We start from the raw sequence: 24,679 nt of genomic DNA on the forward strand, positions 1-24,679 counted from the left end.
TGTGCGTAATCGTATGCGGTGCGCACGCGGCAGTCCAGAATTCAACTAGAGATACCCCGTTTGCCGTAGCAGGCCGATCACACGCGCGTCAGGAGCGGTCACTGCGAGCAGTTCCGAGCAGTTTCGAGCAGAAGTGACAGTCCGAAAACACGTGTCGCAGGTGTCCTGCTATCGAGTGGTGAAGACCCACCAACGAAGGACCACGAACCGCAAGATTCCGCCGACGGTGCTGGTGATCGCGAGAACCACCGCTTCGAGCGTCGCGGACGGCGATCCGACCAGCGCCTGCAAGGTGACCAGTACGACGGAACCGTAGAAGGCGTAGAAGGCGAAAGTGCCGAGTGACTGCAGATGCAGCTTCAGTGGCGAGGGCCGCATTCCGGCGAACGTGACCCGGCGCTGGAACTCCGTGTTCGCCACCGTCGTCAGCGCGATGGCGACGACGTTCGAGGCCACCGAACCGAGCACGGGCCGGGCGCCGAGGAAGATGAGCTCCTGCAGACCGGTCGTGACGGCGCCGGCCACCACGTACCAGACGATCGGGTGCGCGGACAGCGGCCGGTGCGCGGGCGTGTGCCTGCGCTCGGCTTCTCGCCGGGTCCACTGCGCGGTGGTCATATCTAAAATTTACATGCCGTCAGCAACTTCTTGCTGGATACAACCGAGTGACCTTGCTCTCCGGTTTGCCGCCACGGCGGCCCGGGTAGGTCGAGTCCATGAGTGAGGCACACGGTGAACCGATTCCCGATGCCGCGGAAACGGATCCGGCGGCGCTGAACAGCAGCGAGGACCTCGACGAGGACCGGCTCCGGGTGGATCCGCTGGAGGAGGGAGTGGAACCACCGGAGCGCTATGCCCACTCCGACGGCTTCGGCACCACTCCGCGGGAGGAGTACGAAGGCGAACCGCTGGACTCCCGGCTGGACCAGGAACGTGCCGACGTCCAGCCGGACCGGATCCCCGACCGCCCGATCGCGGTCACGCCTGCCGACGAGCTCGACGAGTCCATCGAAGACCTGCCGGCGGACGACGAGCCGATCGTCCGCGAGAACACCGTGGACATCTCGTCCTCGCCCGAGGAAGAGCAGGCTGACCGGGCCGGTGGCTCGGTCGCGGACGCGCTCCGAACTCCGCCGAATCGGGCGTGATCTGGGTCACGGTGGACGTGACCAGCTCAAACCACTGTTTTGTGCGCCCGGACCAGGTGTCACCCGGCGTGATCATGCCGGGCCCCCTACGGTCGGGGGGACGAGCGCACGAAACCGAAGGGATGAACATCCATGCTCGCTTTGACAGATGCCGCCGCAGAGGCGATCAGTGCGCTGACCGCTCAGGAGGGCAAGCAGGAGAACGGTGGGCTGCGCTTCGCGGTGCAGGCCCAGCAGGAGCAGGGGGCGCAGCTCGCGCTTTCGGTCGCCGAGCAGCCCGAAGCGGGGGACCAGGTGCTCGGTTCCGATGGGGGTGCCAAGGTTTTCCTGGAGCCGGAGGCCGCGCAGTTCCTCGACGACAAGGTGCTCGACGTCCAGCAGGACGAGCAGGGGCAGCTGAACTTCGCCGTGATGCCGCAGCCGGACCAGCCGACGGCCTGAGCGTCGTCCGCGGACAGCCGGCCCTTTCGGTGTGAAAGGGCCGGCTGTTCTGCATTCGAGCGGGTTTCAGAAGTGCTCGAGTAGTTCGGGGAAGCGGGTCAGGTGCAGTACCCGGTCGTCGGCCGGGTCGACTTCGTCGTGCTCCAGCGCCCACGTGTGCTTGTTGGGGATGAATACCGCGTTCATCCCGGCGTGACGCGCGGGGTTGATGTCGGACTTCGGTGAGTTGCCGATCATCCAGGCGCGTTCCGGGGAGAGCGTGTGCTGCTCGGCGAGTGTGAGATACGTGCCGGCGTGCTTCTCCGCCACGATGTGCACGCTGCCGAAATGGTGGTGCAGCCCGGAAGCGTCGATCTTGCGCTGTTGCTCCTCGGTGTCTCCCTTGGTGAGCAACAGAAGCCGGTGCCGCCCGCCCAGCTCCGCGAGCGTCTCGGCGACGCCCGGGATCAGCTCCACCTCGTAGTTGATCAGCGCCCGCGCGAGCTCGAGGATCTGCTGCCGCTCGGTTTCGGTGGCCGGACGCCGCCGGAGCTTTTCGACGCAGTCGTGCAGGCTGCGCAAGAAGACCCGGCTGCCGTAGCCGTGCGCCGCGGAGTTCGCGCGCTCGATGTCGTTGAGGATGGCGCGCAGTTCCGTGCGGTCCAGCGTCGGATGGTCGAGCCAGCCGAGGAAGTCTCGCACCACTTGCTCGAAGACGACGTTGTTCTCCCAGAGGGTGTCGTCCGCGTCGAAGATCAGGATCTGGTCGGTGTGCCGCACGCGGAAACTGTACTGGCGTACCAGAGTGCTGGGGAACCGGTTTTTTCGGCCCGTTCACCCCTCCGGCCATGTTGGCCCCTCCCGTTGGCATGTTGGCCCCTCCGGTTGGCGTGTTGGCCGCTCCCGTTGGTGTGTTGGTCGCTCCGGGTGATGTGGTGGCTATCGATGGTGGGCCGCCGCGTGGCTGGTTGTCGCGGGAGGTCCAACGCGTGCGCCGGGGCGGCCAACACGTGCGCGGCGGTGGCCAACTCGTGCACGGCGGTGGCCAACACGTGCGCCGGGGCGGCCAACTCGTGCACGGTGGCGGCCAACACGTGCGCCGGGGCGGCCAACTCGTGCACGGTGGCGGCCAACACGTGCGCCGGGGCGGCCAACTCGTGCACGGTGGCGGCCAACATGCGCGCTGGGGCAGCCAATACGCGCGGCGGGGTGGTCAATGTGCCGGGGTGGCCTGGCTTGCGAGGGTGGCTTGGTGGTGTGACCACCCTCCTTCCTCTCTTGCCACCTCCACCGCCCCCGCGTAAGTTCTTATGGAGAACTTGTGTGCGTGATGCGAACAGGACGACTCAATGGCTGAGATACTGTCACTCCAGGACGCCGTCGCACGGCTTGTGCACGACGGCGACACAGTGGCCCTCGAGGGCTTCACCCACCTGATCCCGCACGCCGCGGGGCAGGAGATCATCCGCCAGCGGCGTAAGGACCTCACGCTGGTGCGGATGACGCCGGACATCGTGTACGACCAGCTCATCGGGGCCGGTTGCGCGCGCAAACTGATCTTTTCCTGGGGTGGCAACCCGGGCGTCGGCTCGTTGCACCGCTTCCGCGACGCGGTGCAGAACTCGTGGCCGGTCCCGCTCGAAATCGAGGAGCACAGCCACGCCGGGATGGCCAACCGCTACGTCGCCGGCGCCTCCGGGCTGCCGTTCGCGGTACTGCGCGGGTACACGGGCACGGATCTGCCGAACTACACCGACACCATCAAGCAGATCACCTGCCCCTTCACCGGCGAGCAGCTCGCCGCGGTACCGGCGATCAACCCGGACGTCTCGGTCATCCACGCGCAGCGCGCGGACCGCGCCGGGAACGTGCAGATGTGGGGCCTGGTCGGCGTGCAGAAGGAAGCCGTGCTCGCCGCGAAGCGCAGCATCGTCACCGTCGAGGAAGTGGTGGACGAGCTGGAACCCGTGCCGGGACAGGTGATCCTGCCGTCGTGGGCCGTCACCGCCGTGGCGGAAGCGCCGCACGGCGCGCATCCTTCCTACGCACAGGGGTACTACGACCGCGACAACGAGTACTACGCCTATTGGGATTCCATTGGCCGGAATCGGGACTCGTTCCAAGAGTGGTTGAACGACAAGGTGTTCGGTATGGAGGGAGCGAAGTGACTGCGACCGCGGAACGGACGTACACGTCCGACGAGATGATGTCGATCGCCGCGGCCAGGGCCCTGTCCGGCGGGCAGAAGTGCTTCGTCGGGATCGGCCTGCCCTCCACCGCCGCGAACCTCGCGCGCCGCACGCACGCGCCGGACCTGGTGCTGATCTACGAATCCGGCACGCTCGGCTCGAAGCCGGGCCGCCTGCCCGCGTCGATCGGCGACGGGATCCTCGCCGAGACCGCCGACGCGGTGATCAGCGTGCCCGAGGTGTTCAACTACTGGCTGCAGCCCGGCCGGATCGACGTCGGCTTCCTCGGCGCCGCCCAGCTGGACAAGTTCGGCAACATCAACACCACCGTCATCGGCGACGACTACGCCAACCCGAAGGTGCGCCTGCCGGGCGCCGGTGGCGCGCCGGAGATCGCCGCGTCCTGCCACGAGGTTTTCGTGGTGGTGCGCCAGAGCAAGCGCAGCTTCGTGGAGAAGGTCGACTTCATCACGTCCTTCGGGCACGGGGAAGGCAAGGGGGAGCGGGAAAAGCTCGGCCTGCGCGGCGCCGGCCCGACGCTGGTGATCACCGACCTCGGCGTCTTCCGGCCCGACGAGACGGGCGAGCTGGTGCTGACCGAGGTGCACGACGGCATCACGGTCGAGCAGGTGCGCGAGGCCACGGGCTGGGACCTGAAGGTCGCCCCGGAGCTGGGCACCACGCCCATCCCGACCGAAGCCGAACTGCAGACCCTGCGTGAACTCAAGGCGGCGAAGTGACATCCACAACAGGGACCGACGCATTCGTACTCGACGCCATCCGCACCCCGTTCGGCCGCTACGGCGGGGCGCTGGCCAAGGTCCGCCCCGACGACCTTGCCGCGCACGTGCTGCGGGAACTGGGCTCCCGCAACGAACTCGACCCGTCCACTGTGGACGAAGTGGTGTTCGGCGACGCGAACCAGGCCGGTGAGGACAACCGCAACGTGGCCAGGATGGGCGCGCTGCTCGCGGGCTGGCCGACGTCCGTGCCCGGCACCACCGTGAACCGGCTCTGCGGCTCCGGCCTCGACGCCGCGATGCAGGCCAGCCGCGCCATCGCCACCGGGGACGCGTCGCTCGTCGTCGCCGGTGGCGTGGAGTCGATGAGTCGCGCGCCGCTGATCCTGCAGAAGACCGAAAAGCCGTTCGCGGCGGGAAACCAGACCCTGCACTCCAGTACGCTGGGCTGGCGCATGGTCAACCCGGAGATGCCCGAGCAGTGGACGATCTCGCTCGGCGAGAGCACCGAGCAGCTCGCCGAGAAGTACGGGATCACGCGTGAGGCGCAGGACGAGTTCGCCTTGCGCAGCCACCAGAACGCGGCGAAGGCGTGGGACGAGGGTTTCTACGACAGCCACGTGATCCCGGTGCCCGGCACGGATCTCACCCGCGACGAGTGCATCCGCGCGGACTCCACTTTGGACAAGCTCGGCAAGCTCAAGCCCGCCTTCCGCAAGGAAGGCACGGTGACGGCTGGCAACGCCTCCCCGCTCAACGACGGCGCTTCCGCGGTCCTGCTGGGTGACCAGCGGGCGGCCGACCGGCTCGGCAAGACGCCGCTCGCGCGCATCGCGGGCCGTGGCGCGGCGGGCGTGGATCCGGACGTGTTCGGCATCGGCCCGGTCCGCGCGGCGGAGATCGCGCTGGAGCGCGCCGGGATCGGCTGGGACGACCTCGCGGCGGTGGAGCTGAACGAGGCTTTCGCCGCGCAGTCGCTGGCGTGCTTCGCCGACTGGCCCAAACTGGACCGCTCGATCGTGAACATCCACGGCGGCGCGATCGCGATCGGGCACCCGCTGGGCGCTTCCGGCGGCCGCATCCTGGGCACGCTGGCACACGAGCTGCGCCGCCGCGGTGGTGGCTGGGGCCTGGCCGCCATCTGCATCGGCGTCGGCCAGGGCCTGGCCGTGGTTCTCGAAGCATAGGAAAGGGGCGTGCTATGGCAGCACCGACGAGCGACAAACTGATCCTGCCGCAGTACCGGCGGGACCCCGAGGGCACGCATCCGCCGATGAACTCGGCGCACTACCGGTCCACCGAGCTGCGGCATCCGAAGCAGCAGCTGCTCCTGCTGCCGCAGATGCTCACCGAGGTCACCGGCCCGCTCCTCGGGCCGGGCAGGCTCGGCGAGCACGACAACGACCTGACGGTGCAGCACGAGGGCGAGCCGATCGGGCAGCGGATCATCGTGCACGGCAGGCTGCTCGACGGCGACGGGCGGCCGATCCCGGACTCGCTGATCGAGATCTGGCAGGCCAACGCGTCCGGCCGCTACCGCCACATCGGCGACCAGTGGCCCGGCCCGCTCGACCCCAACTTCACCGGGGTGGGCCGCACGCTGACCGACTCGAACGGCCACTACGAGTTCACCACGATCAAGCCCGGCGCGTACCCGTGGAAGAACCACGACAACGCGTGGCGCCCCGCGCACATCCACTTCTCGGTGTTCGGGCACGCGTTCACCCAGCGCCTGGTCACCCAGATGTACTTCCCGGACGACCCGCTGTTCTTCCAGGACCCGATCTACAACTCGGTGCCCGACGAGAAGGCGCGGCAGCGGATGATCTCGAAGTTCGACATGAACCGCACGACGGACCACTGGGCGCTCGGCTTCGAGTTCGACATCGTGGTGCGCGGCCGGGAAGCCTCGGTCTTCGAGGAAGAGGAGGACGAGGACTGATGACCACCCCCTCGCAGACAGTCGGCCCGTACCTGGCGATCGGCCTGCCATGGGAAGACGGCCCCACGGTGGTGCCCGAGGGCACCCCGGGCGCGGTCCGGATCACCGGCCTCGTCTTCGACGGCAAGGGCGTCCCGGTGCCGGACGCGATGATCGAGACCTGGCAGGCGGACCCGGACGGCCGCTTCGACCACCCCGACGACCCGCGCGGCCGGGTCTCCGGCTTCCGCGGGTTCGGCCGCTGCCCCACCGATTCCGAGGGCACCTACCACATCCTCACCCTGCTGCCGGGCGCGATCCCGGGCACCGGCGGCCGCATGCAGGCGCCGCACATCGACGTCTCGGTGTTCGGCCGCGGGATGCTGGACAGGGTGGTCACCCGGATCTACTTCCCGGAGAACACCGAGGCCAACGCCGCCGACCAGGTGCTGGCGTCGGTGCCGGAGGAGCGCCGGCACACGCTGATCGCCACGAAGACCGAGGACGGCTACCGCTTCGACGTGCGTTTGCAGGGCGAAGGCGAGACAGTCTTCTTCGATGTCTGAGCTGTTCGATCCCGTCCTCGCGGCGGGCCCGGTGCACGACGAGGTGAGCGACGCGGCGTGGCTGCGCGCTCTCCTCGACGTGGAGGCGGCGCTCGCCGGCGCGGAGGCCGACGCCGGGCTCGTCCCGCGCGAGCACGCCGAACGCATCGCCGAAGTGGCCCGTGAGGGCGATTTCGACGTGGCCGAGATAGGCGCGAAATCCGTCGGCATCGGCAATCCGGCCGCGCCGCTGGTCCGGGAACTGACCGCGCAGGCAGGCGCCGAGGCCGGCCGGTTCGTGCATTTCGGTGCCACCAGCCAGGACGTGATGGACAGCGCCGCCATGCTCGTCGCGAAGCGTGCGTTGGAGCCTTTGCTGGAGGGCGTCGAGGAGTGTGCGGAGCTGGCGGCGCGGTTCGCCAGGGAGCACGTCTCGACTGTCCAAGCAGGACGGACGCTGTTGCAGCAGGCATTGCCGGTGACCTTCGGGTTCACCGCGGCAGGCTGGCTGTCCGGTTTGGACGCCGCCGCGGAACGCCTTGGTACACAACGGCTTTCCGCGCAGCTCGGCGGCGCCACCGGCACACTGGCGTCGCTGGGAGCCGATGGGCCCGCGGTGCTCGCCGCGTTCAGTCGCAGGCTCGGCTTGGCTGAGCCTGCGCTGCCGTGGCACACCGAACGCAGCCGGATCGCCGAGCTGGCCGGGGCGCTGGGCGAACTGTCCGGCGTGATCGCCGGGATCACCCGCACCATCATGCTGCTCGCGCAGACCGAGGTCGGCGAGCTGGCCGAGGTCGCGGAGGGTAGTGGTGGCTCGTCCACCATGCCGCACAAGCGAAATCCGGTCGCCGCGGTCGCCGCGCAGGCGGCCGCGCAGCAGGCGCCCGGGCTCGTCGGCACGCTGCTCGGCGCGATGGCGCACGAGCATCAGCGCGCCGCCGGGTCGTGGCACGCGGAATGGCGCCCGTTCACGGAACTGTTCCGCGGCACGGGTTCCGCCGTGCACTGGCTGCGCACGAGCTTCGAACGGCTCCAGGTCGATCCGGACCGGATGCGGCGCAACCTCGACATCACCGGCGGCGCCCTGCTTTCCGAGCGCGTCACCACCGAGCTGGCCAAGGAAACCGGTCGCCTCGCGGCCCACGACGCGGTCACGGCGTGCACCAAACGCGCATTGGCCGGGGAAGGCGAGCTGGCCGACCTCCTCGCCGAGGATCCCTTGGTGGGCAAGCAACTGGACCGGGACCGGATCGCGGCGTTGCTCGATCCGGCGGAGTATCTCGGCAGCGCCGCGGTGTTCGTCGAGCGCGCGCTGACCGCACACGCCAACCGAAAGGACAACGCGTGACCACCGCCGTGCACCACGAGATCGAAGGCCCGGCCGACGGGCCCGTCGTCGTGCTGAGCAATTCGATCGGCAGCACTCTGCACATGTGGGACCCGCAGGTCAAACCCTTGGTGGACAACGGTTTCCGGGTGGTCCGCTACGACACGCGCGGGCACGGCCGGTCGCCGGTGCCGGACGGGCCGTACGGCATCGACGACCTCGGCGGCGACGTGCTCGCCCTGCTGGACACGCTCGGCGTCGAGTCCGCACATTTCGTGGGGTTGTCGCTGGGCGGGATGACCGGGCTGTGGCTCGCCGAAAACGCGCCGCAGCGGATCCGGGGCCTGGTCGTGTGCTGCACCTCCGCGCAGCCCGGCAACACCCAGATGTGGCTCGACCGGGTCAAGCAGGTGCGCGCCGACGGCATGGGCCCGATCGCCGACGGCAGCATCGGCCGCTGGTTCACCCAGTCCTGGATCGACGCGAACCCCCGGCAGGCGAAGGAACTGCGCGACATGACGGCGAACACCCCGGCCGAGGGGTACGCGTCGTGCTGCCAGGCCATCGCGGACCTCGACCTCGTGCCGGAGCTGCCCAAGATCACCGCGCCCACGCTGGTGATCGCGGGCGCGCAGGACAAGGCGCTGCCGCCGGACCACGGCCGGGTGATCGCCGACGGCGTGCACGGCGCCCGGTTCGAGGTCGTCGACCAGGCCGCGCACCTCGGCAACTACGAACAGCCCGCGCGGTTCAGCGAACTGATCATCGAGCACCTGAAGGAGGCGGCGTGAGCGACGAGGTCTACGAAGCCGGCATGAAGGTCCGGCGGGAGGTGCTCGGCGACGCGCACGTGGACCGCGCGGTCGCCAACACCACCGAGTTCACCCAGAAATTCCAGGACTACATCACGCGTTCGGCCTGGGGCTCGGTGTGGACGAGGGACGGCCTCGACCGGAAAACGCGAAGCTGCATCACGCTCGCCGTGTTGACCGCCCTCCACTGCGAGAACGAGATTCCGATGCACGTGCGGGCCGCGATCACCAACGGCCTCACCCCGGACGAGATCGGCGAAGTACTGCTGCACGCGGGCGTGTACGCGGGCGTTCCCGCCGCCAACGCGGCCTTCGCGCTGGCACAGCGGACTCTCGCCGAATTGGACGACAAGTAGGATCACCGCGATATGGACGAGCGCGGGGCACACCACGTCCAGTCCCTGGAACGGGGGCTGGCGGTCATCAAGGCGTTCAGCTCCGGTGCGCCGGAGCTGACGCTGTCCGACGTGGCCAGGGTGACCGGGCTGACCCGGGCGGCGGCCCGGCGCTTCCTGCTCACGCTCGTGGACCTCGGCTACGTTCGCACGGACGGCAAGTACTTCTCGCTCACCGCGCGCGTGCTGGAGCTGGGGTACGCGTTCCTGTCCAGCATGACCCTGCCCGAAGTGGCGCAGCCGCACCTGGAACGGCTGTCCGCCGAGGTGCGTGAATCGTGCTCGGTTTCGGTGCTGGAGGGCACCGACATCGTGTACGTCGCCCGCGTCGCGGTCTCGCGGATCATGACGGTGACGATCAGCCTCGGCACGCGGTTTCCCGCGCACGCCACGTCGATGGGGCACGTGCTGCTCGCGGGCCTCGACGAGGACGGGCTCTCGCGGTACCTCGAAAACGCGGCGCTGGACAGGCTCACCGCGAACACCCTGACCTCGCCCGACACCCTGCGCGAGGAGCTGGAGAAGGTGCGCCGGCAGGGTTGGGCGCTGGTGGACCAGGAGCTGGAGGAGGGGCTGCGTTCGGTCGCCGCTCCTGTGCGGGATCGCACCGGCGCCGTGGTCGCCGCGATGAACGTGTCCACACACGCCAGCCGCACGACGCGCGAGTCGGTGCGGGACGAGATGCTGCCCCCGTTGCTCGCCGCGGCGAAGCGGATCGAGGACGATCTGGCGGTCGCGCCGGCGCAGGCGCGTCGTGGCTGAGACGGCCGGGCTGCTCCTCGCCGCGGGCGCCGGGCGCCGCTTCGGACGTCCCAAAGCACTGGTCGAGCTGGACGGGGAACCGTTGGTGCGCCGTGCTTTGCGGGTGCTCACCGAGGGCGGGTGCGGGCCGGTCCGAGTGGTGCTTGGCGCGCAGGCGGAGGACGCGCGGGCATTGCTGCCGGACCCGTCGATAGCCGTGTACGCCGAGGACTGGGCCGCGGGCATGGGCGCCTCGCTGCGGGCGGGGTTGCGTGCGCTGCCGCCGGCCGACGCCGTGCTGGTGCACCTGGTCGACCTGCCGGGGGTGACGCCGGAGGTCGTCCGGCGGATGCTGGAGTGGTCGTCGCCGGAGGTCGTCGCGCGGGCCGCCTACGAGGGAAAACCGGGCCATCCCGTGCTTTTCGGGCGCCGCTGGTGGCCGGCGATCGCGGAGTCCGCGAACGGTGACCGCGGGGCCCGCGACTGGCTGAAGACCAGGGAAGATGTGCGGCTGGTCGACTGTTCGGAGCTGGGCAGCGGGACCGACGTGGACACGCCGGCGGACCTGAACCCTTAGGGTGGGTGTGTGATGGTCAACTCGCCCGAAGAACTGGCCACGACGCTCGAGAGCGCCGGCTATCTCGCCGACGACGGCGTGGCCACAGCCGCGTTCCTCGCCCTGCGCATGCAGCGGCCGTTGTTCTGCGAGGGGGAGCCCGGCACCGGGAAGACCTCACTGGCGGTGGCGTTGTCGCAGTCGCTGCAGCTGCCGCTGATCCGGTTGCAGTGCCACGAGGGCATCGACGCGGCGCAGGCGCTGTACGAATGGGATTTCCCGCGCCAGCTGCTGCACCTGCGGGCGCTCGAAGCAGGCAGCGGGCAGCTCGACGTCGACGCGGCGGAGCAGTCCCTCTACACCGAGCGTTTCCTGCTCGCGAGGCCCCTGCTGCAGGCGTTGAAAGAGGCGCCGTGCCTGCTGCTGGTGGACGAGATCGACCGCGCGGACGACGAGTTCGAGGCGTTCCTGCTGCAGCTGCTCGACGAGAACGCGGTGACCATCCCGGAGTTCGGGGAGGTGCGGGCCGAGCAGCCGCCGCTGGTGATCCTGACGTCCAACCGGACCCGCGAAGTGCACGACGCGCTCAAGCGCCGCTGTCTGTATCACTGGCTCGAACATCCTGATCTGGCAAGGGAAGTCGCGATCCTGCGGCGTCGCGTGCCGGGCGTCGGGGAGGCGTTGGCCACGCAGATTTCGGTGGCTGTGCGGCGGTTGCGGGAGCTGGAGCTGCTCAAGCCGCCGGGCGTGGCGGAGTCGCTCGACTGGGCGCAGGCGTTGCTGGCGCTCGACCGCGACGAGCTCGACGCCGAGACGGCGGCCCGTACGCTCGGCGCCGTGCTCAAGTACACCGAGGACATGGACCGCGTGCGCGCGAAACTGGACGCGCTACTCGCCTGAGCCGTAGTCGCCGATGCCGGTTTCGAGCAGGTCGAAGGCCTTGTCGATGTAGGCGGCCTGTTCGGCGTGCACCAGGTCGGGGTCCTCGCCGGCGATCATCCTGTTCGCGGCGTACTCGTAGACGGCGTCGACCGTGGCACCGGTCATGGCCGCGATCAGCCGCGCTTGTCCCGGCTGTTCGCCCTCTGCCATGAGGACATCGGCCATCTTGTCCACGATCTCCCGCGACTGCTCGTAGGTGCGGTTGACCAGCGCCGGGCTTTCGTGGACGGCGCGGAGGAAGAAGCCGGCGCCGGGCACGGTGGCCGACAGCGGATGCCGGTCCGCGACGAGTTTTTGGTGGTATTCGCGCAGGGCCGCGGCGACCGATTTCCCGGGGCCGCGCTCGCGCAGCACCTGCTCGACCTCGGCGAGGCGGTCGGCGTGCCGGTCCAGGAAGAGGTCCTCCTTGCGCGGGAAGTAGTTGAAGACGGTCATTTTGGACACCCCGGCCGCCTCGGCGACCTCGGCGACGGTCACGTTGTCGAAGCCGCGCTCGAAGAACATCCCGGTGGCGATGTCGGCGATGTGCCGCCTGGTCAGCTGTTTCTTCTGCTCCCGAAGACCCATGGCGGAGATTGTATACCGGATAAAAATATTGACTCGGTACACGTTTTGCGTGCATGCTGGGTGGCATGGATTTCCCAGTGGTGGTGGCCGGCGGCGGCCCGGTCGGTCTGATGCTGGCCTGCGAGCTGCGGCTCGCGGGCGTGGACGTGCTCGTCGTCGAGCGACTGTCCGAAATAGACCCGACGATCAAGGCGGGGTCGATCAACCTGCCCACGGCGGAGGCGTTCTACCGGCGCGGGATGTACGGCGCGCTGGAGGAGCACAAGCGCCAAGCGTTCGCGCGGATGCAGGAGTTCTTCAAGCAGCAGGGCGGGGGCGCGCCGGTCCGGCCACCCAAGCTCGCCGGGCATTTCGGCGGGATCATGGTCGCGGGCGAGTTGGTCGACTTCGACAGTCCGGGTTTCCGCGATCCGGGTCCGGCGGCGTCGATCACCGTGGTCGGGCAGCAGGCGGTGGAGGAGGTGCTGTCCTCGCGCGCCGCCGAACTGGGGGTTGTGCTGCGGCGCGGTGTCGAGGTGACGGGGTTCGACGCCGACGAGGACGGTGTGACGGTGCGGCTGGGTGACGAGTCGGTGCGGGCGGGCTGGCTGGTGGGCTGCGACGGGGGACGCAGCCTCGTGCGCAAGCTCGCGGGGTTCGATTTCCCTGGCACGGACCCGGAAATCACCGGGCGGCAGGCGCTGGTGGAGATGACGGGCGCGGAGTCGTTGCCCCGAGGGTGGAATCGCACGGACACGGGCCTGTTCGTGAACGGCCCGATGCCGGGGCGGATCCTGACGGTCGAGTTCGGCCCGCCCGAGGACCGCGAAGCGCCGATCACGGCGGAGGAGCTGCAGGGCAGTCTCCGGCGCGTGTCGGGCGTGGAGGTCACGATCACGGCCGTCCACACGGCCACGCGTTTCACCGACAACGCGCGGCAGGCGTCGACGTACCGGAAGGGCAGGGTGTTGCTGGCCGGCGACGCGGCGCACGTGCACTCGCCGTTCGGTGGGCAGGGGCTGAACCTCGGGATCGGCGATGCGATGAACCTGGGCTGGAAACTGGCGGCGACGATCAACGGATGGGCGCCGCAGGGGCTGCTGGACACGTACGACCTGGAGCGGCATCCGATCGGTGAGTGGGTGCTGGACTGGACGCGCGCGCAGGTGGCCGTCATGCGCCCGGACCCCAGGACGAAGGCGTTGCGCGCGGTCGTCGGTGATCTACTGTCCACAGGGGACGGTCAGAATTATCTGGCGAAGAAGCTTTCCGGTGTGCTGCACCGCTATCCGATCGACGGCGCGCACGAGCTGACCGGCCTGGGCGCGCCGGACTTCGAATTCTCCGACGGAACCCGGTTCGGGGAGTACTGCCAAGAGGGGCTCGCGGTGCTGCTCGACCTGGCGGATTCGGCGGAACTCCGTGCTGCGGTGGGAAATCGCGCCTCCCGCGTGCGCGTGGTTACCCGGCAATGCGTCAGCGACCCGAAGCTGACCGGCGTGCTGGTCCGTCCGGATGGCCATGTGGCTTGGGCCAGCGACGGTGGTGTGGAGGGGCTGGAGCAGTCCCTGGCTACGTGGTTTTAGGGGGTGTGTTTCGCGTCCAGCGTGCGCGCAGGCTGGCCCTCACGCGCACGCTGGTCGCCAGTGGATGGTCATTCCATGGTGGTTGCGGTGAGCAGCCCTGCCCGCTCCCGGTCCGTGATCACGCGGCCTGCGGGGTGCGGCCGGCGAGCAGGTAGTCGGTGATGTGGCGAGAGGCGGAGTTCAGCGCGGCGGCGACCTGGAACCGGCTCATGCCGAGGCGTTTGCCTGCGGTTGTTCGGTCTTTGTGATCGAGCAGAACGTCGGACACGAGGTCCGCTTGCTGGCGTGTGACGACACCGGAGAGCAAGGCGTCGGCGAGTACGAGATCGGGATGGCCACTTGCCGAACGGAGATTCGTTGTGGTTTCAGTGAGTTCCGACTGGGTCATCGCCCGTCGCTTTTCGGCGTTGCATACTTCGTGGCCGCGCCGGAACGCGGCCCAATAAAGCTGGCCGTACACCTTCGGAGCTTGCGGGTCGGCGAGGTCGAGCGCCTGCAGGAAACCCTCGAGAATCTCTGAGTCCAGGTCGTTGCGGTCGCCGGGGAACCGGTCACCGAGTTTGGCCCCGATGTGCTTGAGTCCGGGCATCATCATCGCGGCGGCGATCGTCGTCCACGGTTCCGGTGTCGCGTGGGCCCGCCGGATCAGTTCCCGCCACACCGCATCCTTGGTGACCCAGCTCGTCCGTCGTTTCAGCAGTAGTATGCGCACCTCATCGATCGGCAGCTCGGCGGGCACTGCTCTTCGATCACGTCCAGGTCCGGCGGGGAGTACGAGGTGATCGGAGAGCCCCTTTCCGAAGGGAGGAAACATCCCACTCCCGCACAAGGGCCACCCGATCGATCCCGTGAGCCGGAGATTAGAAGGCTCTAGCTCGGCAGGGTCCGTTCGAGCCGGAGCAGGTGCTCAACGATTGCGGCCGGGTCGCCGGGGGCGAGGTGGACCTCGGCGTCGCTCCCGGAGCCGGTCGTGTAGTTGAGGTACCGGCCCCAATCCGTGTCCGCGTAGTGCAGCGGGAGCTCGAGCTGGTGGTAGCGGTTCAACTCGTCCCGGCGGGCCGCGTACAGCTCGCCGGTGCCGGTGACCGGGCGCTGCAGGACATTCACGAGGTCGCGGACGTCCCAGCGAGGTATCCGGTCTTCGCGGGTGACGGCCTCCAGGTCGGCCACGCGGATGGTCAGCGGGCGGCCGCCGCCGGGGCGCACGTCGGGTAGTTCCGCGATGAGCGCCTCGGCCAGTTGATCGCGGTGGACGGGCTTCAGCGCGATCCCGTCGTCCACGCGGATCGCGACGATGCCCTGCAGCCCGCGGCCTGCGGCGAGGATGCCGTAGGTGCGGCGGCCGTCGTTGACCCAGCCGTAGTACTCGACCGACGCGGTGGTCAGCAGGGGGAGCCAGTCGAGGAAGTCGACCTCGAGCCTGCCGCGCCTGTCAACCAAACCCGCTTCCTGCAAGGATTCCTGCAGCTCCTGCTGGGCCGCGAGCTTCTCGTCCGCGCTGAGCCAAACGGGTTCCGGGCGCAGCACGATGTGCAGGGTGCCTGCCCTCGCCTGCTCGACGGCGCCCGCCAGCGCCGTGAGTGGGAGTGAGAGATAACCGGTTCCTACCACGGACATGCGTTTACTCGCCGATGACGGGCGGCGTGGCTCTCACGTCGCTGCCGAAGACCGCGTCCGGGTCGGCCTCGAGGAGGTAGTCGGGGCGCTGGTGCTCGTCGTCCTCCTCGCCCTTGCCGCGTTGACCTGCTGCGCCCATCGGGGAGCCCGAGCCGCTCTTCGACGCGCTCCGGCTCGCCGCCGCTTCTTCGGCTGCCGCCGCGCTGCCGGGCCTGCCTGCCCCGGTGTTCTTGCCGGCGCCCAGCTCGCGTGCGCTCTCGCTGGCGGCGGCGCCGCGGCCCAGGCTCTCCTTCGCGGCACTGCCACCACGGCCGATGCTTTCCTTCGCCGCGCTACCGCGGCGCCCGGGGCCGCCCTCGGACTGACTGCCGTACAAGCGACTCGCCGCGCTGCTGCTGGAAGCGGACGGGCCGCGGTTGGCCGTGCGGCCTGTCGTGCGCTCCGTGTCGCCCGTGCCGCCGCCATAACCGGGGCCGACTCCCGGGACGAAGTTGCTGGAGTTCGTGCTGCCGCCTGTCGTGCCCGACGTGCCGCCCGGGAGGTTCGGCAACGGACTCACGCTGCCGCTCGTGCCGCCCGTGGTCGGGGTCGAGGAGGTGACCGAGCTGGGCCCGTTGAGGTTCGGCGCCGCGCTGACCGGGCCGCCGCCAGTGCCGCCGACGGGCTGGTTCACGGTGGCGGATGAGGCGTTCGTGTGGTCGTTGTACTGGGACTCGACCGACCCGACGCTGCCCACGGATGCCGACTTGAGCCCGATGGTGGCCCCGTCGCTGGGGAGCGTCTGGTAATCCATCGGGATGATTCCCTTGGTGTCGCCGGTGACCGAGCTGTACTGGTCCATCACCCGGACGTTGTTCTCGTTGGCGGCATTGGTCTTCGCGACACCGTCCTGGTAGGACTTCACGTCACTCACCGCCAGCGACGGCCCGACGATCGGGATCGCGGCCTTGAGCCCCACCGACCACCCACTCGGCTTCTCCGGCGCAGGTGGGACGGGTACGACCTTGGACTTCGAGGCTTCGAAGACGTCGGATTGGGCCTGCATGGAGCCTTGGGTCTTGACAAGGGGACCGAGCGAATCATCGAAAGCTTGTGCGAGGGGGCTCGCCCCAGCATTTGCAGCGTCTCCGGAACTGCCGGTCCAGGATGCGTTCATCCGCGTCTGGAGGTTCTTGATGGCCTCGTGTTCGTCGTTATAGCCCGTCGCCAGCTGGTTGACTGCTTCCGAAGCGGCCTGGAGTTGCTGGGAATCACCGGCGTTGAAGTTGTTGTAGATCTGCGTGCCGTCCATATCACGAGCCCCCCTGCAGAGTGGTAATGACAGCAGCCGCGATTCGCTTGGCGGCATCGCATGAATCCTGGGCGTTGTCGTAACCGTCTACTCCCGCCGAGAACGTCAGGTCGTCGGCAATTCCGACATATACGCTGCATTTGCCTTCCGTGCGGCGGTCCTGCGTGTCCGCGAAAGCAGCCGGATAGCCGGAGACATCCGTCGGTTCGGCGAAATCGTATCCACCGGCATCTCGGGTCTTGTAGACGCTGGCCAATCCGCCGTTCCGTTTGCCCTTGAGTACCTGAATATTGACGTTGAAATTCCTGCTGTGGCTGGTTCGTACGTCAATCCAGCCGCAGCCGGGACCGAAGGCGCTGTCAGCACCGGTGGGCTCGGGGTTCGAGAAGCCGAGCTGGCCGACCAGTGTTTGCGGGACAAGGTCACACGGCTTGTCAAGATAGGCGGAGGGGTCCAGCGGGTGGTCCACTTTGGTGGGCTGCTCCGATCCGGGGGCCGAGGACGAGGCACCACTGGTGGACGTGCTCGGCGCGCCATCTGTGGTACTGGAACATGCAGAAACCGCTGCGGCCGAGGCGGCCAGCAACGCCGTCATGAGCAGCCGGTACTTACGCGTCATCAGCCCTGGTTCTCCTGGCCGCTCTTGAGAGCCGCGGTGTTCGCCTCTTCGTTCGCTTGCTTGGCGCCGGTGGCATCGGTCAGCTTCTGTATGTAGTTCTCGACGTATTGGAGCATCGAGTCATGCTGGTTGGAGAGTAGGTCCAGCGAATCCCGCATCTGTGATAGGTACCCCTGGCTTTCCGTGTCGTCCGCCAGCTGCGTGAGGTTTCCCCGAGCACGTTCGATCAGGTTTTTCTTCGCGCTGATGCTCGCCTGGCGTTCTTTCCACATGGCCAGTACCGCGTTCATCTCGTCGACGCTGGGGAATTCGAAGCCGCCGCTGGCGCCGGTGGCCGCGAGTGCCGCGCCGACCGTCTTGTTCTGGCCATAGACCTGGTACGACCCCTGCGGCTGGCGGACATCCGACCAGAACCCGCCCCCACTGTCGTTAGCCTCGACCACTGTTGCCTCCCCGCTACCGGACCGTGACCCTCTGACGCTGGAGCCTAGCGGAAGGCCCCATCGGCATGGAGTGATATTGCCGAAGATCCACGCCCTGAACTGCGCTAACAGTGTTAACGGCGCAACCGAGACGCCGCCGAGACACCGCCCCGACCCCAGCCCGCGGCGAAAGTTCTCCATACCCGTCGCGACGCGAGTCACAATGGAGGTATGAACGACCCCTTGCCCGGTCTGGTCGGCTTCGCGACGGCGTTGCGGGAGGCCGGGGTCCCGGCGGGCCCGCAGCGGGTGCAGGCGTACCTCGACGCGGTCCGGCGGGTCGACGTCGCCGACGTGGGCCAGTTGTACTGGGCGGGCCGCGTCACGCTCTGCGCCGACCCCGACGACCTGCCCCGTTACGACGACGCCTTCGCCCAGTGGTTCACGGCCGAGCCGCCGCCGAAGCCCGCCACGGTGTCGCGCGAGAAGCGCGCCCGGATGGCGGCGATGTCGGGCGAGGACCGCCAGGGCGGCGACACCCAGGTCGAGTCCGAGGAGCTGCGCGTCGCGGCAACGGACGCCGAGCTCTTGCGCCAGCGCGACCTCGCGGAGCTGACCGCGGCCGAACGCCGCCACCTGCGGGAGCTGCTCGCGGTGCTCAAGCCGGTGCCGCCGACGCGCAAATCGCTCCGCCAGAAGCCCGCCAAGACCGGCGCGCTCGACCCCGGCCGCACGCTGCGCCGGATGCTCGCGGGAGGCGGCGAGCCGGTGCGGCTCGCGCATCGGCGCAAGTCGACGAGGCCGCGGAAAACCGTTCTCCTCCTTGACGTTTCCGGGTCGATGAGCCCCTACGCCGACTCCCTGCTCCGCTTCGCGCACGTCGTGGTGCGGCGGGCGCCGGGCAGTGTCGAGGTGTTCACGCTGGGCACGCGCCTCACCCGCGTCTCCCGCCAGCTCCGCCAGCGCGACCCCGAGCGCGCGATGCTCGCGGCGGGCGCGGCGGTGCCGGACTTCGCGGGCGGCACGCGCCTCGGCGAGACGTTGCGCGTGTTCCTCGACCGCTGGGGCCAGCGCGGAATCGCCCGCCGGGCGGTGGTCACGATCTTTTCCGACGGCTGGGAGCGCGGCGACCCGAGCCTCCTCGGCGAGCAGCTGGCGCGCCTGCGCAGGCTGGCGCACGCTGTGTTCTGGGTCAATCCCCACGCGGGCCGCGACGGCTACGCTCCGGTGCAGTCAGGCATCGCTGCCGCGCTCCCGCACATCGATCGCCTGCTGGCCGGGCACAGCCTGGCCACCCTGGAACGACTGCTGGTGGAGATACGCGATGCATGACGTACTTGACGAGCTCTACAAACGCTGGTCGAACGGGGAAGCGACAGGGCTGGGCACCGTGGTGTCCACCTTCTCCTCCGCGCCCCGCGCGCCCGGCGCGGCGATGCTCGTCGGCGAGGACGGCGAAGTCGTGGGCAGCGTGTCCGGCGGCTGCGTCGAGGGCGCGGTTTACGAGCTGGCGAAGGAAGTCGTCGCCGATCAACGGCCCGTGCTGCAGCGCTACGGCGTGAGCGACGACGACGCCTTCGCCGTCGGCCTCACCTGTGGCGGGATCATCGACATCTACGTCGAGCGCGTCGACAAGCAGACCATGCCCGAACTGGGCGAGGTCGTCGACTCCGTCCACAGAGGACAGCCGGTCGCCGTGGTCACGGTGATCGAGCACGACGACCCCGCGCTGGTCGGCAGGCACATGATCGTCTGGACGGACCGCACCGAGGGCACGCTCGGCCGGGCCCGCATCGACGACGCCGTAGTCGACGACGCCCGCGGCCTGCTCGCCACCGGCCGCACCGCGACCCTGCACTACGGCCTCGACGGCGAACGCCGCGGCGAGGGCATGGCGGTGTTCGTCAACTCCTTCGAGCCCCCACCGCGCATGCTCGTCTTCGGCGCGATCGACTTCGCGGCCGCGATGGCGAAGATGGGGTCCTACCTGGGTTTCCAGGTCACGGTGTGCGACGCGCGCCCGGTTTTCGCCACCGCCAGCCGGTTTCCCGACGCCGACGAGGTGGTCGTGGACTGGCCGCACCGCTACCTGAAGGCCGAGGCCGCAGCGGGCCGCATCGACCGCCGCACGGTGGTCGCCGTGCTCACCCACGACCCGAAGTTCGACGTGCCGCTGCTCGAGGTCGCGCTGCGCCTCGACATCGGCTACATCGGCGCGATGGGTTCCCGGCGCACGCACGAAGACCGGCTGGACCGGCTGCGGGAAATCGGGATGACCGAGGAGGAGCTGTCCCGGCTGGCCTCGCCGATCGGGCTGGACCTCGGCGCGCGCACCCCGGAGGAGACGGCGGTGTCGATCGCCGCGGAGATCATCGCGTTGCGGTGGGGTGGTGGCGGCCGCCGGCTGGCCGAGCTGTCCGGCCGGATCCACGGCTGAGCTCGACGATCCGGATCACCATCGGGGCGAGCCGTTCCGCCTGGTACGCAACGATCTTGTGGTGTCCGTCGAGGACCCGTTCCCCGGCCGGGCCACACAACACCACCGCGACCGGCCGCAGTCCGGAGCGGACCGCGCGCCGGTAGTAGGCGACCCGGCCGTCGTCCGCGGCGGGCCAGCTTCGCGTGGCCACGAGGCGGCTTTCGTCGTACAGCGGCGCGGGGCCGTTCAGCTCGTAGCCGCCGCGCACCAGCGAAGCGAGCAGCGGGCGCAGGGTTTCGCGCAGCGGGAAGCGGATCTGCCCGGTGGCCAAGGCGATCCGCAGACCTTCGGTCAGTTCCGCCGGCTCGCCCGGCCGCCCTTCTCCCATCAGCACCCGTTCCACGGTTCGTGTGACGGCCGGGCGAACAGCGGGGTTCCATTCGCGGCACGGGTCCGCAGATTCGGGGAAAAGCAGGGAGTTCACGCGCACCTGCGGAACTGTCGCCGCACCCCCGCTGACCAGGACTTGTCCGATCGCGACAGAAGTAGCAGGCTCGCCTGTGAAGCCGATCACCAGCTCCCACCACACTGGAGGCCTCATGCGCATCACCGTCACCGTCGACGGCACCCAGTACACCGACGAGGTCGAGCCTCGCACGTTGCTCGTTCACTACCTTCGGGAGACTTTGGGCAAAGTCGGCACTGTAATCGGTTGTGACACCAGCAACTGCGGGGCGTGCACCGTTCACCTGAACGGGCACAGCGTCAAATCCTGTTCCGTGCTCGCGGTGCAGGCCGACGGCTGTGAGGTCACGACCATCGAGGGCCTGGCGCGGGACGGGCAGCTGCACCCCGTGCAGCAGGCGTTCCACGACAACCACGCGCTGCAGTGCGGGTTCTGCACCCCCGGCATGATCATGCAGTCGATCGACCTCCTCGCCGACAACCCGGACCCGGACGAGCAGGCCGTGCGCGAAGGGCTGGAAGGAAACCTGTGCCGCTGCACGGGTTACCAGAACATCGTGCGCGCGGTGCGCGACGCGGCGCAGCACATGAGCCCGGGCGCGGGCCCCGAGGCGGAGCGGATGTCCGACGACGTCAGCCGGGCGCCGAGCGCCATCGCGGGCGGAGGCGAGTGAGATGACCTCCACGATCGAGCCCGAGGTCGGCAAGGCCCGCACCCGCAAGGAGGACGCGCGGCTGATCACCGGCCGCACCCGCTGGACCGACAACACGACGTTGCCCGGCCTGCTGCACCTGGCCGTGCTGCGCAGCCCCTTGGCGCACGCACGGATCAACAGCATCGACGTGTCGGAGGCGAAGCGCTGCCCGGGTGTGGTCGCGGTGTTCACGGCCACCGACCTCGACCCCGAAGGCGCCATCGGGATGCCGTGCGCGTGGCCGATCACGCCGGACATGAAGGCCCCGCGCCGCCCCGTGCTAGCCGACAAACAGGTCAACTTCGCGGGCGAAGGCGTGGCGGTCGTCGTCGCGCGCAGCTCGGCCGAAGCGCACGACGCGCTCGAAGCGATCGAGGTGGACTACGACGAGCTGCCCGTCGTGCTCGGGTTGGAGAACGCGCTCGCCGAGGGCGCTCCGCTCGTGCACGAAGAGCTGGGCACCAACAAGAACGCGCTGTGGATCTTCGACTCCGCCGAGGCCGGCTCGGGCGGCAACGTCGAGGAAGCCATCTCCAGCGCGGAAGTCGTGGTCAAGCGGCGCTTCCGGCAGCAGCGGCTGATCCCGGCGTTCATGGAGCCGCGCTCCTGCGTGGTGGATCCGACCGGCACGCAGATCGTGATGTGGTCGGCCACCCAGATCCCGCACATCCTCAAGACGATGGCCGCGCTGACGCTGGGCATCCCCGAGCACAAGCTGCGGGTGATCGCGCCGGACGTCGGCGGCGGGTTCGGCGGCAAGATCGGGGTGCTGCCCGAGGAGACGATGTCGTTGCTGGTGGCCCAGAAACTGGGCAAACCGGTGAAGTGGACGGAATCCCGGTCGGAGACGATGCTCGCCGCGCATCACGGCCGCGACCAGATCCAGGACCTCACCATCTCGGCGAACCGCGACGGCACCGTCACCGGGCTGAAGGTCGAGCTGCTCGCCGACCTCGGTGCCTACAACGGCCTCGTCGGGCCGGGCGTGCCGATACTGGGCGCGTTCATGTTCAACGCGATCTACAAGATCCCGGCGTACCACTTCGCCTGCACCAACGTGTTCACCAACACCACGCTGACCGACGCGTACCGCGGCGCCGGCAGGCCGGAGGCCACGTTCGCCATCGAGCGGATCATGGACGAGCTCGCCGCCGAGCTCGGCATGGAGCCGATGGAGCTGCGCCGGAAGAACTGGATCAAGCACGACGAGTTCCCGTACACCACGGTTTCCACGCTCACCTACGACTCGGGCAACTACGAGGCCGCGACCGACAAGGCCATGCAGCTGTTCGACTACGAAGGCCTGCGGCGGGAGCAGCAGGAGCGGCGGGACCGGAATGACCCGGTGCAGCTGGGCATCGGCATCTCGACGTTCACCGAGATGTGCGGGCTGGCTCCGTCGCGCGTGCTCGGTTCGCTCGACTACGGCGCCGGCGGCTGGGAGGCGGCGTCGGTGCGGATGCTGCCGACCGGCAAGGTCGAGGTGATCACCGGTGCGTCGGCGCACGGTCAGGGACACGAGACGGCGTGGAGCCAGATCGTGGCCGATCAGCTGGGCGTCCCGTTCGAGGATGTCGAGGTCATCCACGGGGACACCCAGAGTTCCTCGAAGGGCCTCGACACCTATGGTTCGCGATCGCTTGCGGTGGGCGGCATCGCGGTGGTGAAGGCCGCGGAGAAGGTGGTGGCGAAGGCCCGCACCATCGCCGCGCACCTGATGGAATGCTCGCCGGACGACCTCGAGTTCGCCGAGGGCAAGTTCACCGTCCGCGGCACCGACAAGGCGACCACCATCCAGGACGTCGTGTTCGCGACGTTCATGGCGCACAACCTGCCCGACGGCGTCGAGCCCTCGCTGGACTCCGACGCGGTGTACGACCCGGAGAACTTCTCGTTCCCGCACGGCACGCACCTGTGCGCGGCCGAGGTGGACACCGAGACCGGGCGCGTGACACTGCGGAAGTACGTCTGCGTGGACGATGTCGGCGCCGTGGTCAACCCGCTGATCGTGGAGGGCCAGGTGCACGGCGGGCTCGCGCAGGGTATCGCGCAGGCGTTGTTCGAGGAGGCCGTGTTCGACGAGAGCGGCACACTCACGACCGGCACCTTCGCCGACTACCTGCTGCCCTCGGCGATGGACCTGCCGAGCTTCACCACCGATCGCACGGAGACGCCCTCGACGACGAATCCCTTGGGTGTCAAGGGAGTCGGCGAGGCGGGCACCATCGCGTCCACGCCGGCGGTGGTGAATGCGGTGGTCGACGCGGTGCGGCACCTCGGGGTGAACGACATCGAGATGCCGTGCTCGCCGATGCGGGTGTGGGCCGCGATCCATCGTGGTGAAAAGGATGCCGGCGGGCCTGGCGGCGAGGCAGGCGGCGGGCTGGGTTCCATCGACGCTTCTGGAGGTGCGCAGTGATCCCCGCTGCTTTCGACTACGCCGCTCCGTCCACTGTGGACGAAGCAGTGCGGGCGCTGACCGACGCGGGTGAGGACGCCAAGGTCCTCGCGGGTGGGCAGAGCCTGCTGCCGGTGCTGCGGATGCGGCTGGCCGCGCCGACCACGATCGTGGATCTCGGCAAGATCGCCGAGCTGCGCGGCGTGCGCGACGAGGGTGACGCGCTGGTGATCGGCTCCATGACCACGCATTACGACGTGCAGCGCGATCACCTGGTCGCCGAGCACGCCGCGCTGCTGGCCAGGGCGACCGACACGGTGGCCGATCCGCAGGTGCGGCATCGCGGCACGTTCGGCGGCGCCATCGCGCACGCCGACCCGGCGGGCGATCTGCTCGCGCCCGCGCTGGCGCTCGGCGCGGAGATGGTGGTCGCCGGGGCAGGCGGCCGCCGCACGGTGCCCGCGGCGGAGTTCTTCCAGGACTTCTTCACGACCACGCTGGCGCCGAACGAGATCCTGGTCGAAGTCCGGGTGCCGAAACACACCGGCTGGCGGGCGCATTACGAGAAGTTCAACCGGGTCGCGCAGGCCTGGTCGATGGTCGCCGTCGCGGTGACGGTGCGCACCGAGGGCGACACCATCGCCGAAGCCAGGATCGCGCTGACGAACATGTCGTCGGTGCCGGTGCGGGCTTCGGCCGTGGAAAACGCGCTGGTCGGCCAGGCCGCGACAGCGGAGCGCATCCGTTCGGCGGCCGCGCACGCCGCCGAAGGCACCAACCCGACGCCGGACGGCAACGCGGACATCGAGTACCGGCAGGAGCTGGCCAGGGTGCTGACCGGTCGCGCGGTGTCGGCCGCAGTCAGCGCCTAGCCGAAAGGGCACC

General features: G+C 69.1%; 28 protein-coding genes. 19 read left to right on the plus strand and 9 right to left on the minus strand.

Annotated elements, in window-relative coordinates; translation table 11 throughout:
* Positions 1-168: 168 nt before the first annotated feature.
* A complete protein-coding gene (locus tag FPZ12_RS04420) occupies positions 169-618 on the minus strand; it encodes a GtrA domain-containing protein (RefSeq protein WP_144745657.1) in 450 nt (149 codons plus the stop codon).
* 98 nt (positions 619-716) lie between these two features.
* On the opposite strand from FPZ12_RS04420, the gene FPZ12_RS04425 reads away from it, so the two are divergent.
* Positions 717-1,148: a hypothetical protein gene (locus FPZ12_RS04425; protein WP_144745658.1), complete on the plus strand. Its 432-nt coding sequence runs from the start codon at positions 717-719 to the stop codon at positions 1,146-1,148.
* Positions 1,149-1,280: 132 nt separating this feature from the next.
* Positions 1,281-1,589, plus strand: a complete 309-nt coding sequence (locus FPZ12_RS04430; RefSeq protein WP_144745659.1) for a HesB/IscA family protein — start codon at positions 1,281-1,283, stop codon at positions 1,587-1,589.
* A 66-nt stretch (positions 1,590-1,655) separates the two neighbouring features.
* Here the strand turns inward: FPZ12_RS04430 and FPZ12_RS04435 are convergent, their stop codons facing one another.
* Positions 1,656-2,348 (minus strand): HAD-IA family hydrolase, encoded by a 693-nt coding sequence (locus tag FPZ12_RS04435; RefSeq protein WP_144745660.1) that lies wholly within the window; start codon positions 2,346-2,348, stop codon positions 1,656-1,658.
* Between the two features lie 569 nt (positions 2,349-2,917).
* Between FPZ12_RS04435 and FPZ12_RS04440 the strand changes: the two genes are divergently transcribed.
* The 11 genes from FPZ12_RS04440 to FPZ12_RS04490 are packed head-to-tail and all read left to right on the plus strand — an operon-like array spanning position 2,918 to position 11,694.
* Positions 2,918-3,736 (plus strand): CoA transferase subunit A, encoded by an 819-nt coding sequence (locus tag FPZ12_RS04440; RefSeq protein WP_144745661.1) that lies wholly within the window; start codon positions 2,918-2,920, stop codon positions 3,734-3,736.
* Positions 3,737-3,771: 35 nt separating this feature from the next.
* Positions 3,772-4,497 (plus strand): CoA-transferase subunit beta, encoded by a 726-nt coding sequence (locus FPZ12_RS04445; RefSeq protein ID WP_144745770.1) that lies wholly within the window; start codon positions 3,772-3,774, stop codon positions 4,495-4,497.
* Complete coding sequence (locus FPZ12_RS04450; protein WP_144745662.1) at positions 4,494-5,684, plus strand: thiolase family protein; 1,191 nt, start codon at positions 4,494-4,496, stop codon at positions 5,682-5,684. Before FPZ12_RS04445 ends, FPZ12_RS04450 begins: the two co-directional genes overlap by 4 nt.
* 14 nt (positions 5,685-5,698) lie before the next feature.
* Positions 5,699-6,439: a protocatechuate 3,4-dioxygenase subunit beta gene (gene pcaH / locus FPZ12_RS04455; protein ID WP_144745663.1), complete on the plus strand. Its 741-nt coding sequence runs from the start codon at positions 5,699-5,701 to the stop codon at positions 6,437-6,439.
* Positions 6,439-6,984, plus strand: a complete 546-nt coding sequence (gene pcaG, locus FPZ12_RS04460; protein ID WP_144745664.1) for a protocatechuate 3,4-dioxygenase subunit alpha — start codon at positions 6,439-6,441, stop codon at positions 6,982-6,984. Before pcaH ends, pcaG begins: the two co-directional genes overlap by 1 nt.
* The gene (locus FPZ12_RS45980) at positions 6,977-8,311 is read left to right on the plus strand and encodes a class-II fumarase/aspartase family protein (protein ID WP_144745665.1); all 1,335 of its coding nucleotides are present in this window, start codon (positions 6,977-6,979) and stop codon (positions 8,309-8,311) included. Before pcaG ends, FPZ12_RS45980 begins: the two co-directional genes overlap by 8 nt.
* Positions 8,308-9,081, plus strand: coding sequence for a 3-oxoadipate enol-lactonase (pcaD, locus tag FPZ12_RS04470; RefSeq protein ID WP_144745666.1), 774 nt, complete (start codon positions 8,308-8,310; stop codon positions 9,079-9,081). Before FPZ12_RS45980 ends, pcaD begins: the two co-directional genes overlap by 4 nt.
* Positions 9,078-9,458 carry a 4-carboxymuconolactone decarboxylase gene (gene pcaC, locus FPZ12_RS04475; RefSeq protein WP_144745667.1) on the plus strand — a complete coding sequence of 127 codons (381 nt, stop codon included), beginning with the start codon at positions 9,078-9,080 and terminating at the stop codon, positions 9,456-9,458. Before pcaD ends, pcaC begins: the two co-directional genes overlap by 4 nt.
* A gap of 12 nt (positions 9,459-9,470) precedes the next feature.
* Entirely contained in the window at positions 9,471-10,259 is a 789-nt protein-coding gene (locus FPZ12_RS04480) for an IclR family transcriptional regulator (RefSeq protein ID WP_144745668.1), read from the plus strand.
* Positions 10,252-10,815 (plus strand): nucleotidyltransferase family protein, encoded by a 564-nt coding sequence (locus tag FPZ12_RS04485; protein WP_144745669.1) that lies wholly within the window; start codon positions 10,252-10,254, stop codon positions 10,813-10,815. The genes FPZ12_RS04480 and FPZ12_RS04485 overlap by 8 nt, the downstream gene beginning before the upstream one ends.
* Positions 10,816-10,827: 12 nt before the next feature.
* Complete coding sequence (locus FPZ12_RS04490; RefSeq protein WP_144745670.1) at positions 10,828-11,694, plus strand: AAA family ATPase; 867 nt, start codon at positions 10,828-10,830, stop codon at positions 11,692-11,694.
* Here FPZ12_RS04490 and FPZ12_RS04495 read toward each other — a convergent pair.
* Positions 11,683-12,303: a TetR/AcrR family transcriptional regulator gene (locus tag FPZ12_RS04495; RefSeq protein WP_144745671.1), complete on the minus strand. Its 621-nt coding sequence runs from the start codon at positions 12,301-12,303 to the stop codon at positions 11,683-11,685. The two genes, FPZ12_RS04490 and FPZ12_RS04495, sit on opposite strands and share 12 nt — an antisense overlap.
* A gap of 65 nt (positions 12,304-12,368) precedes the next feature.
* On the opposite strand from FPZ12_RS04495, the gene FPZ12_RS04500 reads away from it, so the two are divergent.
* Positions 12,369-13,868, plus strand: coding sequence for an FAD-dependent monooxygenase (locus tag FPZ12_RS04500; protein ID WP_144745672.1), 1,500 nt, complete (start codon positions 12,369-12,371; stop codon positions 13,866-13,868).
* A 118-nt stretch (positions 13,869-13,986) separates the two neighbouring features.
* Here the strand turns inward: FPZ12_RS04500 and FPZ12_RS04505 are convergent, their stop codons facing one another.
* The 5 genes from FPZ12_RS04505 to FPZ12_RS04525 all read right to left on the minus strand — a co-directional run bounded on the left by FPZ12_RS04505 (position 13,987) and on the right by FPZ12_RS04525 (position 17,838).
* Complete coding sequence (locus FPZ12_RS04505) at positions 13,987-14,607, minus strand: hypothetical protein (protein WP_144745673.1); 621 nt, start codon at positions 14,605-14,607, stop codon at positions 13,987-13,989.
* Between the two features lie 131 nt (positions 14,608-14,738).
* Positions 14,739-15,485, minus strand: coding sequence for an ESX secretion-associated protein EspG (locus tag FPZ12_RS04510; protein WP_144745674.1), 747 nt, complete (start codon positions 15,483-15,485; stop codon positions 14,739-14,741).
* A gap of 4 nt (positions 15,486-15,489) precedes the next feature.
* Entirely contained in the window at positions 15,490-16,776 is a 1,287-nt protein-coding gene (locus FPZ12_RS04515; protein WP_144745675.1) for a WXG100 family type VII secretion target, read from the minus strand.
* A gap of 1 nt (position 16,777) precedes the next feature.
* A complete protein-coding gene (locus FPZ12_RS04520; protein ID WP_144745676.1) occupies positions 16,778-17,395 on the minus strand; it encodes a DUF3558 domain-containing protein in 618 nt (205 codons plus the stop codon).
* A complete protein-coding gene (locus tag FPZ12_RS04525; RefSeq protein ID WP_144745677.1) occupies positions 17,395-17,838 on the minus strand; it encodes a hypothetical protein in 444 nt (147 codons plus the stop codon). Before FPZ12_RS04525 ends, FPZ12_RS04520 begins: the two co-directional genes overlap by 1 nt.
* A 210-nt stretch (positions 17,839-18,048) precedes the next feature.
* Between FPZ12_RS04525 and FPZ12_RS04530 the strand changes: the two genes are divergently transcribed.
* Positions 18,049-19,149, plus strand: coding sequence for a vWA domain-containing protein (locus tag FPZ12_RS04530; RefSeq protein WP_144745678.1), 1,101 nt, complete (start codon positions 18,049-18,051; stop codon positions 19,147-19,149).
* Entirely contained in the window at positions 19,142-20,254 is a 1,113-nt protein-coding gene (locus FPZ12_RS04535; protein ID WP_144745679.1) for an XdhC family protein, read from the plus strand. Before FPZ12_RS04530 ends, FPZ12_RS04535 begins: the two co-directional genes overlap by 8 nt.
* Here FPZ12_RS04535 and FPZ12_RS04540 read toward each other — a convergent pair.
* Positions 20,187-20,624 (minus strand): hypothetical protein, encoded by a 438-nt coding sequence (locus FPZ12_RS04540; RefSeq protein ID WP_144745772.1) that lies wholly within the window; start codon positions 20,622-20,624, stop codon positions 20,187-20,189. The genes FPZ12_RS04535 and FPZ12_RS04540 overlap by 68 nt on opposite strands.
* A gap of 211 nt (positions 20,625-20,835) precedes the next feature.
* Here FPZ12_RS04540 and FPZ12_RS04545 point away from each other — a divergent pair, with 211 nt between their 5' ends.
* The 3 genes from FPZ12_RS04545 to FPZ12_RS04555 are packed head-to-tail and all read left to right on the plus strand — an operon-like array spanning position 20,836 to position 24,666.
* Positions 20,836-21,375: a (2Fe-2S)-binding protein gene (locus tag FPZ12_RS04545; protein WP_144745680.1), complete on the plus strand. Its 540-nt coding sequence runs from the start codon at positions 20,836-20,838 to the stop codon at positions 21,373-21,375.
* A 1-nt stretch (position 21,376) separates the two neighbouring features.
* Positions 21,377-23,815, plus strand: coding sequence for a xanthine dehydrogenase family protein molybdopterin-binding subunit (locus FPZ12_RS04550; RefSeq protein ID WP_144745681.1), 2,439 nt, complete (start codon positions 21,377-21,379; stop codon positions 23,813-23,815).
* On the plus strand, positions 23,812-24,666 hold the full coding sequence (locus FPZ12_RS04555) for an FAD binding domain-containing protein (protein WP_144745682.1): 855 nt from the start codon (positions 23,812-23,814) through the stop codon (positions 24,664-24,666). The genes FPZ12_RS04550 and FPZ12_RS04555 overlap by 4 nt, the downstream gene beginning before the upstream one ends.
* Positions 24,667-24,679 lie beyond the last annotated feature (13 nt).

It is taken from the genome of Amycolatopsis acidicola (assembly GCF_007713735.2).
Lineage (GTDB): Bacteria > Actinomycetota > Actinomycetes > Mycobacteriales > Pseudonocardiaceae > Amycolatopsis_E > Amycolatopsis_E acidicola.

Excerpts from the sequence above, each read along its gene's own strand:
- pcaG (WP_144745664.1), top strand. The coding sequence starts at position 6,439 with ATGACCACCCCCTCGCAGACAGTCGGCCCGTACCTGGCGATCGGCCTG.
- FPZ12_RS04500 (WP_144745672.1), top strand. The coding sequence starts at position 12,369 with ATGGATTTCCCAGTGGTGGTGGCCGGCGGCGGCCCGGTCGGTCTGATG.
- FPZ12_RS04425 (WP_144745658.1), top strand. The coding sequence starts at position 717 with ATGAGTGAGGCACACGGTGAACCGATTCCCGATGCCGCGGAAACGGAT.
- FPZ12_RS04520 (WP_144745676.1), bottom strand. The coding sequence starts at position 17,395 with ATGACGCGTAAGTACCGGCTGCTCATGACGGCGTTGCTGGCCGCCTCG.
- FPZ12_RS04495 (WP_144745671.1), bottom strand. The coding sequence starts at position 12,303 with ATGGGTCTTCGGGAGCAGAAGAAACAGCTGACCAGGCGGCACATCGCC.
- FPZ12_RS04545 (WP_144745680.1), top strand. The coding sequence starts at position 20,836 with ATGCGCATCACCGTCACCGTCGACGGCACCCAGTACACCGACGAGGTC.
- FPZ12_RS04540 (WP_144745772.1), bottom strand. The coding sequence starts at position 20,624 with ATGGGAGAAGGGCGGCCGGGCGAGCCGGCGGAACTGACCGAAGGTCTG.
- FPZ12_RS04440 (WP_144745661.1), top strand. The coding sequence starts at position 2,918 with ATGGCTGAGATACTGTCACTCCAGGACGCCGTCGCACGGCTTGTGCAC.
- FPZ12_RS04515 (WP_144745675.1), bottom strand. The coding sequence starts at position 16,776 with ATGGACGGCACGCAGATCTACAACAACTTCAACGCCGGTGATTCCCAG.
- FPZ12_RS04430 (WP_144745659.1), top strand. The coding sequence starts at position 1,281 with ATGCTCGCTTTGACAGATGCCGCCGCAGAGGCGATCAGTGCGCTGACC.
- FPZ12_RS04490 (WP_144745670.1), top strand. The coding sequence starts at position 10,828 with ATGGTCAACTCGCCCGAAGAACTGGCCACGACGCTCGAGAGCGCCGGC.
- pcaH (WP_144745663.1), top strand. The coding sequence starts at position 5,699 with ATGGCAGCACCGACGAGCGACAAACTGATCCTGCCGCAGTACCGGCGG.
- FPZ12_RS04535 (WP_144745679.1), top strand. The coding sequence starts at position 19,142 with ATGCATGACGTACTTGACGAGCTCTACAAACGCTGGTCGAACGGGGAA.
- FPZ12_RS04510 (WP_144745674.1), bottom strand. The coding sequence starts at position 15,485 with ATGTCCGTGGTAGGAACCGGTTATCTCTCACTCCCACTCACGGCGCTG.
- FPZ12_RS04480 (WP_144745668.1), top strand. The coding sequence starts at position 9,471 with ATGGACGAGCGCGGGGCACACCACGTCCAGTCCCTGGAACGGGGGCTG.
- FPZ12_RS04445 (WP_144745770.1), top strand. The coding sequence starts at position 3,772 with ATGATGTCGATCGCCGCGGCCAGGGCCCTGTCCGGCGGGCAGAAGTGC.
- FPZ12_RS04530 (WP_144745678.1), top strand. The coding sequence starts at position 18,049 with ATGAACGACCCCTTGCCCGGTCTGGTCGGCTTCGCGACGGCGTTGCGG.
- FPZ12_RS04420 (WP_144745657.1), bottom strand. The coding sequence starts at position 618 with ATGACCACCGCGCAGTGGACCCGGCGAGAAGCCGAGCGCAGGCACACG.
- FPZ12_RS04550 (WP_144745681.1), top strand. The coding sequence starts at position 21,377 with ATGACCTCCACGATCGAGCCCGAGGTCGGCAAGGCCCGCACCCGCAAG.
- FPZ12_RS45980 (WP_144745665.1), top strand. The coding sequence starts at position 6,977 with ATGTCTGAGCTGTTCGATCCCGTCCTCGCGGCGGGCCCGGTGCACGAC.